Here is a 17,983-nt window from a genome sequence, read left to right as displayed (position 1 = left end):
ACATGAAAGCAGTACTCTTATTCTCAGGACAAGGCGCCCAGAAAGTGGGCATGGGCAAAGACCTCTACGACCAGTATGCGACCGCCCGCGCCCTCATCGAACAGGCCGACGAAGCCCTCGGCTTCTCCCTCTCCGACATCATGTTCGAAGGCCCCGACGCCGAGCTGACCCGCACCTGCTACTGCCAGCCCGCCCTCTACGTACACGGCCTCGCCTGCCTCGCCGTCCTCAAGGAAATGGTCGACATCGAACCCGTCGCCGCTGCCGGACTCTCCCTCGGAGAATTCACCGCCCACGCATCCGTCGGCACCTTCAGCTTTGCGGACGGCCTCCGCATCGTCCAAAAACGCGGCGCCTACATGGAAGAAGCCTGCAATGCCACCAAAGGCACCATGGCCGCCATGATCGGCGGCAGCGATGAAGCCGCCGCCCAGCTTGCCAAAGACTGCGGCATCGACGTAGCCAACTACAACTGCCCCGGCCAGACTGTCCTCTCCGGAGAAGAAGCCGGCATCGACCAGGCCATCGCCGGAGCCAAGGCAGCCGGAATCAAAATCGCCAAAAAACTCAACGTCGCCGGAGCCTACCACTCCCGCCTGATGAAAAGCGCTCAGGAAAAACTCGTCCCCGAACTCGCCGAACTCAACATCAACCTCTCCGAAACCCCCGTCTACTGCAACTACGAAGCCCGTCCCGTCACGGATGCCGACGACATCCGCCGCGTCCTCGGCGCACAGGTATGCGGCTCCGTCCGCTGGACGGAATCCATGCAAGACCTCACGGACAAAGGCGAACGCCTCTTCATCGAACTCGGCCCGGGCAAAACCCTCGCCGGCATGATGGGCCGCATCTGCAAAGACGCCACCGTCATCTCCATCGAAGACGTACCGAGCCTCCTTGCCGCCGTCGAGCAACTCAAGGCGATGAATGCCTGATAATCAGAGACGCACGAAAGCGATACAAAAAAATGAAAGAAAACTTCAATTTTTTTCTTGCTAAACGTATCGCTTTCGTGTAATCTCTGCGCACCGAACGCCTCACAGCGCAAGGTACAAAGAAACAACGGAATGTGGAGCGGTAGCTCAGTTCGGTTAGAGCGCCAGCCTGTCACGCTGGAGGTCGCGGGTTCGAGCCCCGTCCGCTTCGCCACTTTCCTCTCAATTTTGAAACGGTTTGCAGAACAGCAAGCCGTTTTTTATTGCCCTGAATTCCCCTTCCTCCCACCGGTCGACATCACACATCCTTCGTCCGGCCGGAACGCCACCAGTCAGACACACTGGCAGCCGCAACTCCCAAAGCTACCAGGCAAACACCACCCAACACAACCATCGGCCCTGCGAAAAGCACATAACCTGCAGCCCCCGGTAAAAACTCCCAGAGCCACCATATTGCCCTGCAAAAAAAACCGAAGAAAACGGCAACACCAAGCCACTTCACCGCCCTGATCAACTCAGCGAACGGCCGCCTCCGACCGCCAGCGGAAGACCTCTCGATCTCCCGCTTGGAACGCCCCCTCCCAAAACCACACATACGCACACAATTCAACCGGGCAAACAACAGCAACCATCAGGAAGCAGAATCCCGCACCTCATCCTTTTCCGCTGGCGGAACATCACCAGAAATGGGAACCGCCGTCTTCTTCCCGTCCTTCACCTCAAACCTGTATCGCGTTGTAATATCTGGCAGATACCCGTCTCCTGTTCCGGGCTGGGGATTCTCCCCTCCCCGTGCAACCACCCGCAGCACCCCGTTCGATTCCAACGAATATTCCGCACCGGGAACACACAACAACTCACCCAGCATCCGATCAGCCGATGAGACATGCCGACTGGAAGAATTCAAGGCATAAACACGCAGCCAGTAACTACTTGCTCCAGTCTCCGAGGCTATCAGAACTTCCTGCTCTCCGTCCCCATCCACATCGGCCAGCTCCATCCTGCACGAATCCGGATAAGCCGGAAACGACTGCAGCACAAACGGCCTCACTGAACCGCCCCGATATTGCGCCATACCGACAACAAACACCATCGGCTGACCTTCATGATTGTCTGTCGTACAAAGCAGCACTTGCCGAACCTGCCCATACACGCCGCGGTCAGGCACATCCACCGATAGAAACGGCACCAACGTCATCGCCATGGCAGCCGCGTCCACTGCAGCCACAGGTTTAGCCTCCACCCGGGCAGATTCTCCGGAAACAGATCCCGGCAAAACACCGAGCACCAACGTACTGAAAAAGAACAATGATTTCATGGAATAGTTTAACATATCATCAAAATACATCCGCACCGAATCGGACGCAATCACAAAAATGCACCACAACAACAAAATCCCTCAGCATGGACCTCCGGCAAACCGTTTCCTATTTGAAACGACAAACCGATACTCGTATGATGGATAAATCATCACATATCAACAAACCCATCAACTGACAAATCCTTCCTCTCTTCAAAAAGACTGCGCAACATGAGGCTTGAATACCAGCAGAAAAAGCCATACACTCGTCGCAGTTTATCCATGAACACATTCCTCCCGCTTGCCGCGATCTGTGCCTTCTTCCTTCCGCTTCAGGCACAGGAAGAACCGGACTACCTTCCCACGCTCGCATCAGCCAAAATCTCTGCCTACCTCGAACGACCGGTGGCCAAAGGCTCCCAACGCGATACACAAAACATCCCCGCCACCATCACCGTCGAAACCATCGAACCGGAAGCCAAAACCCTTGAACAGGACGGCAAACCCTGCACCTGCGACCTGCTCTACATCACAACCACCATTCACATCGACGGCCTCCCCATCACCTTCTCACGCAAATGGTACCAGCGCAGCGACAAACGCAAACTCACCGTCAACACCCCGGAAAACACGAGCTACGCATGCCGGCTGACACCCGACCAGCTCCAAACCATGGCCGACGGCATCAGCGACATGGACCCGCGCGACGTCGATGAAATCCTCGACAAACTCCAACCCGCAGCCACCCCCGCACCGGAACCGGATATCGCCGCCTCGCTGCGCAAGGAATACGCAGACAAACATCCCGAAGCCCGAGCCTTGCCGAGGGATGGAGACATCCGGCTGCTGGAAATCATCCGCCCCGGTTACGGCATCACCCTCATCCTGCAGGACGAAAAAGCCGTCGCCATGTACACGCCGAAAGCCGGAGAAACCGTCGAACTCCTCCAAAACGACAGATACATGGAACTCATCCCCCTGCCGCAGGAAAACCACTTCATCATCATCGACCATCCGGACGGCCACATCTCCCGCCTCCTGCTTTACAAAATCGGCGGCCTCTGGAACCACGAACCGAACACCCCCGCCTGCATCTTCCAGACGCCCGGCGAATATGACATCCAATGGAGCCTGATTAGCTGGGACTGGAAGGCAGGAACCATGACCATTCGCCGAACGGAAAACCTCCCCGGCATCGGCGGCAAGGACACCATGGACTTCACCATCCCCATCCGCTAGCAAACACCGCGCCGCCTCCCATCCGCGAACAACATCCGGTGCCTCAATAAGGACTTGCAAGAAAGAGAACGGCGCGTTAAGCTCACCGCGATTTCCGATATGAAAACGTTCCTTGCCGTCACCATCCTCATCCTGCTGGCTCTGGCCGGATGGATGTACGTCGCATGGCATACGGAAATGCAACCCGTCTATTACGATACGACCCGCTCATGACCACGCTGCGCCGCCTCCTGCACACCATCACCCGCACCCTCTCCACCGCTGCCGCGCTGGGAACGGCCCTCGCCCAGGCATGGCAGCCTTCCGACGAAAACGTGCCGGAACCCTCCCGCGAATTCCGCGCCGCATGGGTAGCCACCGTCTACAACCTCGACTGGCCCTCCAAGGCCGGCATGTCCGCAGCCTCGCAACAGGCAGAACTCATCGGCATCCTCAACACCGCCGCCCGCCTGCGCCTCAACGCCATCATCCTGCAAGTCCGCCCGAACAGCGACGCCATCTACAAATCCTCTCTGGAACCGTGGAGCCAGTGGCTCAGCGGCCCCGGCGCCAACCCCGGCTACGACCCCCTCGCCTTCGCCGTCGCCGAAGCCCACAAACGCGGCCTCGAACTCCACGCATGGTTCAACCCCTTCCGCGCCAAGGCCAACATCTCCCACTCCGTCGGCCGGGGGCACATCTCCCTGCAAAGGCCCGACCTGATGAAAAAGGCAGGCAGCACCCTCGTCATCAACCCCTCCAGCTCCGCCGGGCAGGACCACGTCCTCAAAGTCATCATGGACGTCGTCAAACGCTACGACATCGACGGAGTCCACCTCGACGACTACTTCTACCCCTACCCGCCGCACAACAACATCGCAGACGGCAAAACTCCCTCCCAGCGCCGCGCCGCCATCGACAGCTTCGTCTCCCAGCTCTACAGCGACATCAAGGATGAAAAACCCTGGGTACGTGTCGGCATCAGCCCCTTCGGCATCTGGCAGCCCGGCTATCCCGGCGGCATCACCGCCGGAGTCAACGCCTACGAACACCTCGCCTGCGACGCCCGCAAATGGCTCGCCAAAGGCTGGGTGGACTACCTCGCCCCGCAACTCTACTGGCGCTGCGACCAGGCGGAACACAGCTTCCCCGCCCTCATGCAGTGGTGGAGCTCCATCAACCCCTCTCGCCCCGTCTGGCCGGGCATCGCCTCCGCACGCATCAAAAGCCCCGAAGACAAAACGCGCACGGCCTCCGAAATCGGCAAACAGATCGACTACGCCCGCTCCCTTGCCCGCTCCTCTGCCGGGGAACTCTTCTGGAGCTGGAACTCCATCGGCAGCGACCGCGGCGGCATCACCAAAGTACTCGCCCAGCGCTACACCTCTGCCGCCGTCCCCCCCTCCATGCCGTGGAGCGGCCGCGACATACCGGGCAAACCCTCCCTCGCGGCGGGCGACCAGGGGAACTACGTCGCCATGAAATGGTCTGCAGCCGACCGCAAGGCGCGCAAATGGGTCGTACAGGCACGCTACGGCAGCCGCTGGGCCACCCTCTGCATCCTCCCCGCAGGCCAAACCTACGTCACCCTGCCGAAATCCTTCGTCGGCAAGGCGGACTCTCTCGCCGTGCGTGCCGTCTCCGCATACGGAGACACGGGCAGGGCTGCCAGCGTCACCCGCTAACTGTTTATTCACAAACGCCTTTCGGGAGAAGCGCGTCATCTTCACAAAATTCCCCTTTCCTTTCCCGTCAGATCGTGCTATCGTCACATTGATTCGTTGCCGGACTCTTGATTGCATCCGGCGGCGAATGATTAACAATAGATTCCATATGGCACAGTCTTTTCTTCCCACACTGTTCGAGCATCCATACGAGATAGATCCCAAGTACGGCAAAAGCGTTGCCTACTTCTCGATGGAATACGCCATCGACAACTCCTTCAAAATCTACTCCGGCGGCCTCGGCTACCTCTCCGGCTCGCACATGCGCAGCGCAGGAGCCCTCCGGCAGAACCTCGTCGGCATCGGCATCCTCTGGACCTACGGCTACTACAACCAGACGCGCGCCGAAGACGGCTCCATGGCCGTCCAATACCTCAAGAAAAACTACAACTTCCTTGAGGACCACAACATCAAATTCCTCATCCGCGTCTGCAACGCCCCCGTCTGGGTCAAAGCCTACTTCCTGCGCCCCGAAACATTCGGCACGGCCCCCATGTTCTTCCTCTCCACGGACATCGAGGAAAACGACGAACAAAGCCGCAACATCACACGCAGGCTCTACGACTCCAACGGCCTCACCCGCATCGCCCAATACGTCCTCCTCGGCCAGGGCGGCGCACGCCTCTTCGAAGAACTCGGCGTCGAACCGGACATCTACCACCTCAACGAAGCCCACGGCCTCGCCGCAGCCTTCCACATGCTCGCCAAAAACGGCGGCAACGTCGATGAAGTCCGCAAACGCTTCGTCTTCACCACCCACACGCCGGAAGAAGCGGGCAACGAAAAAATGGACGTCAATTTGATGGAATCCTTCTCCTTCTTCGACGGCCTCTCCATGGAACAGGTCCGCAAATCCATCGACCTGCACGACAACACCTTCAACTTCACCCTCGCCGCCCTGCGCCTCTCGCACATCGCCAACGGCGTATCCAAACTCCACGGCGAAGTTGCCCGCCAAATGTGGTCGAGCTATTCCGGCATCTGCCCCATCACCTCCATCACCAACGCGCAGAACCGCGCCTACTGGCAGGATGCCGAACTAGCCGAAGCCTTCAAAGCCAACGACAAAACCGCATTCGACCGCCGCAAACGCTCCCTGAAGAAAGACCTCTTCCGCATGGTCGGCGAACAAACGGGCCACGTCTTCGACCAGGACACCCTCACCATCGTCTGGGCGCGCCGCTTCGCCGCCTACAAGCGCCCCGACCTCATCACGGGCAACCCGACGTGCTTCGAGCGCATGCTCCAACGCACCAACCGCCCCGTACAGATGATCTGGGCCGGCAAACCCTACCCCTCGGACTACCAGGCCGTCGAAATCTTCAACCGCCTGAACAGCCTCACGGGCCGCTATGCCCGCTGCGCCGTACTCACGGGCTACGAACTCGGCCTCAGCCGCCTCCTCAAAAACGGCTCCGACATGTGGCTCAACAACCCCGTCGTCACGCGCGAAGCCTCCGGCACCTCCGGCATGTCCGCCGCCATGAACGGCTCCGTCTCCATCTCGACGAACGACGGATGGATCCGCGAATTCGAAAAAGACGGCGAAAACTGCTTCATCATCCCCGAAGCCAAGCCCGGCCTCTCCGCAGAAGCGCGCGACCGCTCCGACCGCGACAACTTCTACACCATCCTTGAAGAAAAAGTACTTCCCCTGTACTACGACAACAAGGAAGGCTGGTACGACGTCGTCTTCAACTCCATGCGCGACATCAGCCCGGAATTCGACTCCGACCGCATGGCGGACGAATACTACACCAAACTCTACAACGCCTGAGGCGAAGCACCCCTTCACCCGGCAGCAAAAACGCATCCCCGAACCATATCGGGGATGCGTTTTTCATGAAATCAACCCGGCGGACAACGCCCTGAAGCCGCATTTCAGACAGTCCGGTCAATACGGACGCTCATTCGCATTCCTGCCCTCTTCCGCCTCCTTCTCGGGCACATACGGCACGGCGCCCGCCACCTGAATGCCGGAACCCGTAGCCACCAGCCCGATCGGCACGCCGCCGGCCCGCTTCATCAACTGCGAACTCACGCGCGTACCGGCGGGAGAAAACACCGCATAGGTAAAATACGACGTATTCGACTGGAACAGCACATGCACATTCTTGCCTCCATCCATCATACAGCGGGGAGCGGCAAAATTCAGGAACTGCCCCAGCGGCACGGACGCCACTACCAGCCGAGTATCCTCGTTCACCACCTGGCCAAACAGAAACGCCTTGCCGCCCACGTGCATACAGCACACAGAAAGACGCAGGGATTTCCCCTTCACATGCACCTGCTGGCTCCACAATGCGCTGCCTCCGATCAAATCGAACCGCGCAGGCATCGAGGAAAACGTCGTCTTCCCATCCTGCATGCACACGGTCGCCGTACATGAATAGGAACCCTCACCCACAAAATTGTAGAACGACTTCAGCGACAGCGTATGCGCCAAGCTCTGCCCCGGCTTCAGCGTCATCGGCGGAAACTTCGCGCGGGCGATCGGCGAAATCGTCCGGTTACCGGCGCCGCGCTGCGTCACACGCAGGAAAAGCCACGGCATCTCGCCGATATCCCGCAGGGCGATCGTCTCGTCGGAATTATTGTGAAGCGTCAGCTTCAGCGTAACCGGCTCGCCCACCATGAAATCACGGCGGGTCTCCTTCAATTCGACGACAATCTGCCCGAACGCCTGGGAACAAAGCAGCAAAACAAGGCCGAACACGGCCAACAGCGGATAATACTTTCGATGGTACATGATTCTGGTATGGTTGGAGTTGATTTATTTCGGGAAAATGATACGGAAACCCAGATCCTTCTTGCGCATGCCGGATTCGGGAAGATACTGCAACACGCCGTGCCCGGCATCAATCGCATGGCTCAGGTCGAAATCCATCGTCCGGGAAGGATCCAGCTCCTTGAACCCCGTCCACACGCGCACAGGAAGCTGTGCCTCGGCGCGCTGCGAAATCTCGCCCCACATCTTCTTATCGGGCAGCAGCCCGCCTGTAAACCGTCCATAAGCCAGCGCATCCCAGTAATCCACATTCACCACCGGGGAATCGAGCGTCAGCGGCATCCCCGCCCACGTACCCTTCGTACGGGCGGCCTTGTACATCGCCGCCCAATCGTCCGGCTCATACTTCTTTCCGGCTGGAATACCTTCCTCCATCTTGCGGCGCATCATCGGAGTCATCCTCTCGATGGACGAAAGAAAAATCGCATAATCGCCGATGCTCACCGCGCGCAAAGGCACCCGGTAGGCAGCCTCCCCATCCCACACGACGAAACTCTCCTCCTTCCCGGAGAAAACGGCAGCAGCAGCATCGGATGAAGCCCCCCCCCGGCACATGAACGGCAGCACCAGCAGCAAGGCCGCCAGCACACCGCCACCGGCCAGCACCTTCCACCTGTGCCGTGGATTGGCCCACAGAAACCTCCAGTCGAACCGGGTCGCAATCGAAGCGTCGGCAGGGCCCGATGCCTGCGAACCGAGCTGCGCCTCAATCGTATCCAGTGTCTCCTGAATCTCGTACAACTTCAGCATGTGCCCTTCGTATCCGTTCTTCATCCACTCGCACAACGTACGGATGCGCGTCTGCCCCGGCTGGTTCACAGGCAGCAAAGGCTCCATCGCCACAGCCAGCTCGGCCATCGTAGACTCGCTCGTCTGCAAATCGCGCACGCCGCATTTCACGGGATTGGCGAAACGGAACACATCACCTTCTCCAAGCGTAAAGTGCTCCAAAGTCAAAGGAATCGTCTCCACTCCGTGAACATCGAAATAATCGCACGAATCAGCAACCACGCGAATCAGCTTAATGCACTGCGCCACGGACAGCGTCCTGCCCGCCGCACACATCTCCGGCAACCGGATACCGGAAACGAACTCCCGGGTATAATACCAGTAACCGTCCGTATTCAAAGCTTCATACACGGCCCCCATCGCATGGTACTGGATAGAGGCCTTCGCGCGGACAAGTGACACGAAATCCGTCAACCCCTCACCCGACGAAAACTCGGGGCGCAGCACCGTCACCACCACATCACGCTCCATCGTCGTCTGCACGGCGTGAAACGACACGGTCCTCTCGTCTTCGGAAAGAACGGAAGTCAATGTATAAGCACCAAGTTGAACGGGGAGAGAGGAAAACATCATTCAGTCGCTTGTTCGTCAATATAATCGGATACCGGAACGGCCTCTTCGGTCGGCATATCGAAAACTCCATCGCCCACCTCGGAAGCATTGGGGCTGGCGCTCTTGAGCCTCTGCTCCACCAGCACCAGAGTGCGAGGACTGCCTTCACAATCGAGCAACTCCCCCTTATAATACAAGCGGGCGGCATATCCGTAATACGTCAATTCACCGTAAGCGGCCAGTTCCTCATCGGTAAGCACGGGTAAATGGTAAACCACCTCCAGCATCTCCTCTCCTTCCGTCCAATTGGCCGATTCACTCATGAAACGGATACTCGCATTCGCAATGGTGGCCAAGGCAATATCCCGCCCATTCACCAGATAGAAAAACTGCACCTTGATATCCACATCCTTCGGATTATTAATCTCCTCACCCGGCGCCAGCAGAACAGGCAAATGAAGAACCACCGTCTCCCCGTCCTCAGCATCCGACTTCCGGGTAACCTGGCAGGGGCCGAACGCCATCTTGCCGCGCATGGAAGCCGGTGTTTCAAAACCGTTCTTCAGGCGAAAAGCCGCCTTATCGAAAAATTGCCCTGCCTTCTCACGGAGAAGAAACACCTCCATGTAATACTCACGCGCCTTATCCACATTCTTAAGCGTCTCATAGGCCATGCCGAAGAAATACAGCACAGCCGGATGCTTGGGATTGATCGCGGAAGCCGCCTCAAGCTTCAGAATACACTCGCGCATATCGCCTGCGATATGCGCCACACGGGCCTCCTTCACCAAACGCACCAACTCCCGGACGGATTCCGAAGAAGCATCCGCCTGCTCCCCTCCGGGCGCACCTGTATCCTCTTCTTCGGCAGCGCCATGGGTCACGGGAGTCGCAGACCCATCCTCGCCGGGCTTCTTTGCTGCAGCATCCCCGAGAATCTCTTCAAGACTCCTTGGTTTCAATTGCGCCCCGCCTGTCACGGAAAGGCCCGCCTCCGGCTGCACGGGCCTGCTTTCCGCCACCGGAGAAGCAATGCGCACGGGCGGGCGCACCACATCCTTTACCAGCACGGCAGATACTGCCCCTGCCCGGTCCTTCGAACTTTCCGCCTCCCGGATATGGCCGACAAGACCGACCGCAAGAATCACGAATTCAAAAGCAGCAGCCACAACAAGCGCCATCATGGCGAAACGCCATGAAACCGCTCGACGCACCACCTCTTTGAATATGCCCGACATCATTCCAGAACTACGAATCCTTCTTCTCGGCCGGCTCCGCTTCCTCGTACACCAGCACATCCCCACCATAAAGGGCCAGCACCGCCTGCATGAAACGCTCGGCAGGCTCTCCCTGCTCCTTATCGAAACCGCCGTAGGTCATCCCGTCCACACGCACGCGCTCCGTCCTGCCGTCCTTCTCCACCGTAAACCTCGCCAGCCCCTTCAACTTCCATTGGCGCAAATCCACCAGCCTGATATCCGCCACGCTGAACTTCCTTCCGGCGGCACACACCTCATTGCCGGACAGAGACATCCGGCGGCCCATCGTACGAAGCAGCAGGCCGAGGCACAACAGGCCGAACACCATACACACGCCGCCTGCAATCCACTGCTCGCGGATGGAAGCAGCATCGTGCGGCTTCTCTCCCGGCTTCGACGGCAGACGGTGTTCCCCGGAATAGACATTCCACGCAGCAGACCAGCCGCCGGAAACCATCACATCATAATTCGCCAGCACGGCAGGCCACGCGGGAGCTGCAGCCGCACCCTCCGGCAACAGGCAGGCATTGCCCTTCTCATCCGGCACCGAAACGCGGCCATCCGACTCCACACCCTTCCAAAGCACCGCTCCCCGCACATGCGAGGCCCAGCCACCGGGAGACGAACGGTACCCCTCAAAATCATCTCCGGCCTTCTTGAACCCCTGATACGTAAAAAACACCTCGTTCTGCCTCGGATACCCGATCGCGGCATCATAGAAAAAATACCCGCCGAACCCGAAAAACATCACTCCCATCAAAACGGCACGCACAAGGAACCATTTCGTCATCCGGCATTCGATATTTACATCGCTCACAACGGGATTCTAGCAGATAATTCATCGAATCCAACTCTAAAATGAAACGCAAAACACAAACTGTCATGCCCTCCGCTTGCCTTTCCGCGGGAACGGTGGAAGAATCGCTCCATGATCGCATTCCTCCGCGGAAAAGTCGTCGAAGCTCTCCCCCAGCGCATCATTCTGGACGTGCACGGCGTCGGCTATGAAGTCCAGGTACCCCTATCCACATTCGACAAACTCAATCCCCTGCCCGGACAGGAACTCACCCTCCGCACCCACCTGCACATCCGCGAAAACGCGCAAACCCTGTACGGATTCGCCACCGAATCCGAAAAAGACATCTTCCTCCTCCTCATCGACCGCGTCTCCGGCATCGGACCCGCCATCGCCATGAGCGTCCTCGGGGGCTTGAACGTGGACTCCTTCAAAGCCGCCGTCGTCAACGGCGACGCCCGCGCCATCGCCAGCGCCAAAGGCGTAGGCAAAAAAACGGCGGAACGCATCATCCTCGAACTCAAGGACAAAGTCGGACTCGCCGCTACCTGGGAAGCACAGGCTCAGGGCACCACCTCACAGGCAGCCGGAGACGCGGAACTCGCGCTCATCGCCCTCGGATTCAAACAGGTCGATGCCCGCAAGGCCATCGCCACCCTCCTTAAGGAAGAACCGCAGGCCACCACGGACCACCTCATCCGCTCCGCTCTCCGCAACCTCAACTGATAAAGCCTACCTCCAAACCGGATTCCGTGCCTCCCGAGGCCGCAGGCAACGCCCCATCACGGAAGCGAACGCCACACCGGCAGCCAGACCGAAAAACGGCAGCCAAACCATCTGCCACAGCAGCACAAGCGCCAGCACCGGCACGGACACCCAAACCACCCTCTCGCACCATACCTGCACCGAACGGCGGCAACGCGGCAGCACCAGAATCAACACACCCTGCAACAGCAGCACCCACCCCCAGTAGGCCAGGGGATTCCACTCGCGCAGCTCCACGCCCAAAAACTTCCCCTCCACCCTCTCGCGAACGATTGGACGCTCGGTCGTCAATGCCGACAGCGTATCCGCCAGCAGCGCGGCATGGCCCCGCGTCTCCAGCGTCCGCTCCTCCACCACCACGACTCCGGCGCCTTGTGCGCCGCTCCCGTCCATCACCTTCAACACATCATTCAAAGAAACATGCCTGCTATCCGTCTTCTTCGGAAGCGGAATACGGCCGCAATCATCCAGCGGCCACTCCGCACCGCCGATACGCAGGCACTTGCCCACCTCGGCATGCACATCCGCCGGAACCGCACCGCTGCGAGCCAGAACCAGCCGCAGAGGAAGAGTCGGATACACGCGCCCATTCCACCGCACCAGCAGCGGCATCGACCGCTCCCGGCCGGACTCCGTAAAAAACCTCTCGTCATTGGCCACCCAGTCCACCCCCCACGGCACAGGAAACAGAAAATCGGCACGGCACAGCATCGTTGGCAGCAACCTGTTCATCGCAGGCAACCGGCTGCAATCCCCCTTCACCTGAGCACCATCCAAAGCGGAAGACTCCAGCCCCACCGGCGCCGGAACGGCTCCGGCAGCCAACTCCCCGCGCAAACCGAACCCGGCAAAGGCAAACGCCTCCACCTCCGACCTCAACGTCGCCCGCTCCAGATCACCGGGCATACCCACCCAATCGAAAGGAGACGACACCGCCGCATACCCGGCTCCGCCCTGCCGCAGGTGGCGCAGCAGCAGCGCCCAGCGCAGCGCCTCCGAAGCAGGAAAAACATCCTCCAGCTCACGGGATTCAAACGTCAGCACATCGACGCGCCCCGGCACCTCGCACACCACTGCACACTCCATCTCCTCCTCCGCTGCCGGCCTGCCGTAATGTTGGAAATGCACGGGCAAATCCGCACGATCCGCCCACACGCAACAGCTCCCCAAAAACCTATAGCAACCGTACAGCCACGAATCGCCATACCCTCCGACCAGCATCGCCACGCCGAGAGATACATTCAAGGCACCCAGCGCAATCAGCCACCGGAGCCAGTTCACAGAACCTTTTCGCTTCGCAGACATGAGAAAACGCGTTGAACCCACGGAGACACCCCCTCCATCGCACACACCTGCCGCAATGCCTCCAGCGCCGGAGGAATCTGCTCCAGATACCACGCCCGGCCCTGATTATGCCCGATATTCGCAAAAGCCCCCATCGCCTGCATAATACGCTGGAGCGCACAGCCTGCCAACCTGTCGCGGTCGAGCGGCGAACCGGAAACATCCTCCCAGTCGCGCAACAGAACCGCACGCCGAGCCGCAGCCAGCCCCATATAGGGATCGTACACCAGCGAGGCGACATCATACTCCGGCAGGCCCAGCCTCATCCCCTGAAAATCGATCAGCCACGCACAACCGTCGCGGAACAGAATATTCTGAGACTGGCAATCCCGATGCACGGGACAGCGCGGATACTCCGCCAGATGCACGGCCATATCCCTCATCGCCGGAAGCAGGCAAAACGCCGCCGCATCCCTCCCCAAATGCCGCCCCAGATAAAACTCGGCGAAATACCCCTGCTCCCAAAGGTACAGCCCTTCATCGAACGCAGGCTGCAGCTCCCACGAAGCAGGAGCACCGGAAGCATGCAACGCCAGCACCTCGCGGAATGCGGCGCGGTAGCGGCTCCTCACCACTTCCCAATCGGCCTCTTTGGCGGACAACAGGGAATCGTCCCCCAGATCATCCACCAGGCACACCCCGACTCCGACTCCCAAACACTTCTCCGCCAGCACGCGCGGCACACGCACCCCGGAGGCCAGCAAATGCCGCGCCGCCGGGAGAAAGGAATTATTGTCCGCGCGGTCGGCCGTCCAGAAAATCCCCAGATACGGCCTCGCACCGTCATGCCAGCGCATCACGGCACGCCCGGAAGCCCCGCTGGCAATCGTCCGGATATCGTCCGGAGAAACGACGGCTCCCGTCGTCTCCCGGAGCAACCCGGCCATAGCCTCCTTCGGCGAGCAGGAACAAACCACCGCTTATTTGGCTTTAATCTCCAAACGGCCGAACCCGTCCATCCAGTGGCCGGAGCCCCTGCCTTCCATCTCAAGCCGCAGCCCCGCCGGCACCTTGCCCTCGGGCACAGTCAACTCGAACTCATTCTGATTCTTGTCGCGTTGCGAAGCATCGAGCATGGCGACCGTCTTACCCTTCGACGTCAAGCGGGGATTGCGAACCTCGTAACCGCCGCCGCTCTTCACGCATTTGACCACATAAGTACCTGGCTTCTTAATCTCCGAAGACACATCTGCCACCCACGGCGTCCATTCGCGGCGCATATCGCCATTCGCGACATCCAGATTCTTCAGCACGACCGGTTCTGTGAAATAGGCAATATAATTCTTGCAACCTTTACCCAATTCACTCTTCGGATCAATGGCCATTGCCGTCTTGAACGCCTCGATCATCTTCGGCTTCGCAGACGGCACCGCCCCGAAATCGTACTCCATACGGGCTACATAGGCCAGAGCCACATTCAGCATCTGCTTCTGCTCCTTGTCGAGCACCGGAGATGCCAGCCTGTTGCGCAGCCACTGCTCCGCCCCGGCAAAATTGCGATCCTTACCCTTCTTGCCACCGTCTTCCATCACCTTATTCACCTCCTTGTAAACATTCTGGTGGTGGAAATCATACTTGAACACATAACCGGATTCATCCTTCGGATCAGCCTTCCTGATCTTCTCGATCACATCCTTATGCGTACGCGCAGCCTGATAAGGCAGACCGTCGAGCGCCTTGCCGTACACCGCCGCCGCTTCCTTGCCGCTCTTCCCCTTGGCTTCCTCGTCCGCCTTCACCAGCTTATCGTAAGCGGCGAGCATCTTCGGCAGCACAGCAGCCACCTTGGAAGCCTCCTTCACGCGCTCGCGGTCGATCACGCAAATCAGCTTCTGGTTATCCGGAGTCACCACCAGAGCCATCGGAACATTCCATGACTCGAACGGCGGCTTCACCTCCTTCTTCCGGGCTTCGTCCGACAAACCGTCGCGCTCGTCGTACAACGCCCAGATCACGGGCTGGGAACTCTTCGAGGCAACCTTGTCCCACATCGCCTTCACCTCGGCGGACCCGCGATCCCAGCCGGTACCGGCCCACAACACGACAATCGGCTTATTCTCGGCCTTGGCCTTCTCGACGGCCGTATTGTACGGCAGCAACCCGGCCAGCGGCACACTGGCGGAAACCAGAGAAAACGCGGCAGCAAATACAAATGGATTCATGATGATTCGATCTCTTTTTAGCGTTTGTAAATCAGGAAATGGGAAATATGGGCGAACTCGCCGTTCCCCTCGTTGGCGAACTCGAGCCTCACCCACTTCGCCTTCGTGCCCGGCTTGGCTTCGACCACCCATTCCTTGGGCATATCGTTCGTCTCAGCCAGCGGGAACCACGTCGCGCCGTCGGACGAAGTGAAAAGCTTCGCCTTCTTCATGCGCCACTCGTTGCCGTTCGCCTTGCGCACGATCACGCCGGAAAGATTATCCGTACCTTCCTTCAGCTCGGCGATGGCAGTCGGATTCTTCTCCTTGTCCCAATGAACCTTGCCGCCCTGGGGCGTCAGAATATCCCTGTGGGCTTCCGCCGTATCATAACCGCAGGTGGAAGAAAACCGGATCATACCCGTCGGAGGCTCAAGCGTACCGGGCAGCGTCGTCGTCACCGCACCTTCCTTCACCGTATTGAACTTCTCGGCAGCCTGCGAAAGAGCCTGGAACGCAGGAATCGAACGCGCCGCTTCGGCAGCCACAATCGCCTTGCGGTATGCTTCCCGCATCTTCTTATTCTTCTCCTCGGCATCGGCTCCGCCAGTGGCGGGAGCAGAAGATGCAGCCGCCTCGGCGAATGCCGTTGCGAACACATCCGCCTTATCCTTGCCGACGAGCTCCTTCACGCCCCATTCGAGAGCCTGGCCGAAATTCGTACCGTCGCCCTCGCGCATATGATTGGCAAAAATCGAGGCCAGAAGCTTCGCCTTCGCATCATCGGATTGCAGCAAATCCATCTGCCTCTGCAGCAGGGAAGGCTTCCCTTCCGACATCTTCACGGCCCATGACGAAGGAGTCGAAGCGATACAGGAATGCACCTTATCGAACCATGCCAGCCTCTTCTCCTCGGAAAGCTTCGGCAGCATCGCCTTCTCCAGCTCCGCAAACGCATCGCAGGCGGCAAAACCGTTGCCCCGGTACTTCGGCAGCACCTCAATGGCATAATCGTACATCTGCTCGGGAGTCGCCCCATCAAGCTGCATCAGCCGATGCAACTCCGCACGGAAATGGGGATGCAGCGGCACCTGAGCCAAAGCCTTCTGCCACGAGGCGATCGCCGCCTTCCTGTCCCCGGCTGCCTCTTGGGCACGCGCAACCACCGCATGGCGGTATCCGGCATCGGCCTTGGCATCATCCGCAAACACATTCTCCATCAGCAGATAGGAAGTCGGCGCCTGATTCCCGAAAATCGAATTGTGCATCCCGCCGTCCGGACCGCCGAACCCGCCGATCCACTTGCCGCGGCCAAGACGGATCGCATAAGCGCAGTGCCCCGGCTGCCCCACCGTATAGGCAGGCACTCCGCGCGACATCGCCGCAAACGCCCCCAAATGGGAAAGCCCGCCGCACACGCCACCGTTCTTCTTCGTACGCTCGGCCTCGCTCTCATCTCCCCACGGCACATAGAAATAAGGCCCCTGAATCCCGTCGCCGAACGCACTCGGATCCGTATAGGGTCCAGCCCAGCATGCGCCGTTGTACCGATTCCACGGCATATTGAAATTCTCGGCACACCAGGCAAGCGACTGATCGTTCCAGTCCTGCTGCGGGATCGCCACAAGAAACCGGATCTCCCAAGGGCGCAAATTGTAAAAACCGGGATACAGCTTCCCGGCCTTCGCCTGCTTCTTGAAAAACTCATAGCGCCACAGCGGATTATGCTGCGTGCGAGGCATCGACTGCAAACGAGGGGAGGGCGCAGTCTCGCCGCCGCCCCACACCGAAGCCAGCCCGCAAGCCAGAGACTTGTACTTGCCGAAATCGGACGAACTGCCATCCTTATTCCAAATATCCGAAAGAATCGCCAGACCTACATCCGTCTTGAACGGCACCAGCCCCGCACCCAGATAAAGCTCCATCCACGGCTGATCCTGAAGGAAAGCCTGCAAAAACTTCGCATGCTTCGGATTCTTGTGCATCTCAGCCATCACCTCGGGACTCGTCACGCGAATCACCTCCAGCACCGTCGCCAAATGAAGAGCCTGCGCCTGATCGGGAGAAAGAGCTGCAGCATCCTTGCCGAGCTCCTGCACCAGCATACGCTGCAACCCGGCATAATCCCCAGCCTTCAGCAAAGCATCGGCTGCCGGAGGAAGAGCGACCCGCCCGCTGGACGCAGCGGACGCCTGAGAAGCTGTCGGAGCACCGCAAAGCGGCAGCGCCAAAGCCGCCATGCCCAATGGAAGCATGCCGGCAAGAACCAATTGTGAAAATCTGGACATAACCTTGAAAGTAAATATGCCCTACAGTACCCCACCTCCGGCGGCATGACAAGCATAAAGCCCGCATACCCGGCCAAAAACTCT

The 17,983-nt window shown here is 59.3% G+C and carries 14 protein-coding genes and 1 tRNA gene; 6 read left to right on the top strand and 9 right to left on the bottom strand.

What is annotated here, in order from left to right:
• Positions 1-2: 2 nt before the first annotated feature.
• Together fabD and AC781_RS12795 are read left to right on the top strand one after the other, a co-directional pair.
• Positions 3-935 carry an ACP S-malonyltransferase gene (gene fabD, locus AC781_RS12800; protein ID WP_067777851.1) on the top strand — a complete coding sequence of 311 codons (933 nt, stop codon included), beginning with the start codon at positions 3-5 and terminating at the stop codon, positions 933-935.
• A 136-nt stretch (positions 936-1,071) separates the two neighbouring features.
• Positions 1,072-1,149: transfer RNA gene (locus AC781_RS12795), tRNA-Asp, on the top strand.
• 417 nt (positions 1,150-1,566) lie between these two features.
• On the opposite strand, the gene AC781_RS12785 is transcribed toward AC781_RS12795, so the two are convergent.
• A complete protein-coding gene (locus AC781_RS12785; protein ID WP_141675920.1) occupies positions 1,567-2,253 on the bottom strand; it encodes a hypothetical protein in 687 nt (228 codons plus the stop codon).
• 264 nt (positions 2,254-2,517) lie between these two features.
• Between AC781_RS12785 and AC781_RS12780 the strand changes: the two genes are divergently transcribed.
• The 3 genes from AC781_RS12780 (at position 2,518) to glgP (ending at position 6,954) form a co-directional block, all read left to right on the top strand.
• Positions 2,518-3,474, top strand: a complete 957-nt coding sequence (locus AC781_RS12780) for a hypothetical protein (protein WP_067777848.1) — start codon at positions 2,518-2,520, stop codon at positions 3,472-3,474.
• A 209-nt stretch (positions 3,475-3,683) separates the two neighbouring features.
• The gene (locus tag AC781_RS12775; protein ID WP_083077100.1) at positions 3,684-5,138 is read left to right on the top strand and encodes a glycoside hydrolase family 10-like protein; all 1,455 of its coding nucleotides are present in this window, start codon (positions 3,684-3,686) and stop codon (positions 5,136-5,138) included.
• A gap of 148 nt (positions 5,139-5,286) precedes the next feature.
• Positions 5,287-6,954 carry an alpha-glucan family phosphorylase gene (gene glgP, locus AC781_RS12770; protein WP_067777847.1) on the top strand — a complete coding sequence of 556 codons (1,668 nt, stop codon included), beginning with the start codon at positions 5,287-5,289 and terminating at the stop codon, positions 6,952-6,954.
• Positions 6,955-7,071: 117 nt separating this feature from the next.
• On the opposite strand, the gene AC781_RS12765 is transcribed toward glgP, so the two are convergent.
• The 4 genes from AC781_RS12765 to AC781_RS12750 form a co-directional block, all read right to left on the bottom strand.
• On the bottom strand, positions 7,072-7,926 hold the full coding sequence (locus tag AC781_RS12765; RefSeq protein WP_067777846.1) for a hypothetical protein: 855 nt from the start codon (positions 7,924-7,926) through the stop codon (positions 7,072-7,074).
• A gap of 24 nt (positions 7,927-7,950) precedes the next feature.
• Complete coding sequence (locus AC781_RS12760) at positions 7,951-9,327, bottom strand: serine/threonine-protein kinase (RefSeq protein WP_067777845.1); 1,377 nt, start codon at positions 9,325-9,327, stop codon at positions 7,951-7,953.
• On the bottom strand, positions 9,324-10,490 hold the full coding sequence (locus tag AC781_RS12755) for a tetratricopeptide repeat protein (RefSeq protein ID WP_067777844.1): 1,167 nt from the start codon (positions 10,488-10,490) through the stop codon (positions 9,324-9,326). The genes AC781_RS12760 and AC781_RS12755 overlap by 4 nt, the downstream gene beginning before the upstream one ends.
• A 64-nt stretch (positions 10,491-10,554) precedes the next feature.
• Complete coding sequence (locus AC781_RS12750; protein WP_141675919.1) at positions 10,555-11,382, bottom strand: hypothetical protein; 828 nt, start codon at positions 11,380-11,382, stop codon at positions 10,555-10,557.
• Positions 11,383-11,493: 111 nt separating this feature from the next.
• On the opposite strand from AC781_RS12750, the gene ruvA reads away from it, so the two are divergent.
• A complete protein-coding gene (gene ruvA / locus AC781_RS12745; RefSeq protein ID WP_067777842.1) occupies positions 11,494-12,087 on the top strand; it encodes a Holliday junction branch migration protein RuvA in 594 nt (197 codons plus the stop codon).
• 6 nt (positions 12,088-12,093) lie between these two features.
• Here ruvA and AC781_RS12740 read toward each other — a convergent pair whose 3' ends face one another.
• Genes AC781_RS12740 through AC781_RS12725 form a run of 4 tightly spaced genes read right to left on the bottom strand, consistent with a single transcriptional unit; the run spans position 12,094 to position 17,866 of the window.
• Complete coding sequence (locus AC781_RS12740; protein ID WP_141675918.1) at positions 12,094-13,431, bottom strand: hypothetical protein; 1,338 nt, start codon at positions 13,429-13,431, stop codon at positions 12,094-12,096.
• Complete coding sequence (locus AC781_RS12735) at positions 13,404-14,357, bottom strand: phosphotransferase (RefSeq protein ID WP_067777840.1); 954 nt, start codon at positions 14,355-14,357, stop codon at positions 13,404-13,406. Before AC781_RS12735 ends, AC781_RS12740 begins: the two co-directional genes overlap by 28 nt.
• A 33-nt stretch (positions 14,358-14,390) precedes the next feature.
• On the bottom strand, positions 14,391-15,632 hold the full coding sequence (locus AC781_RS12730; RefSeq protein WP_067777839.1) for a hypothetical protein: 1,242 nt from the start codon (positions 15,630-15,632) through the stop codon (positions 14,391-14,393).
• 17 nt (positions 15,633-15,649) lie between these two features.
• Positions 15,650-17,866 (bottom strand): discoidin domain-containing protein, encoded by a 2,217-nt coding sequence (locus AC781_RS12725; protein WP_067777838.1) that lies wholly within the window; start codon positions 17,864-17,866, stop codon positions 15,650-15,652.
• Between the last annotated feature and the right edge of the window lie 117 nt (positions 17,867-17,983).

The organism is Neoakkermansia glycaniphila (genome assembly GCF_001683795.1).
In the GTDB taxonomy this organism is placed as follows: domain Bacteria; phylum Verrucomicrobiota; class Verrucomicrobiia; order Verrucomicrobiales; family Akkermansiaceae; genus Akkermansia; species Akkermansia glycaniphila.
This window is presented reverse-complemented; position numbering and strand designations above follow the sequence as displayed.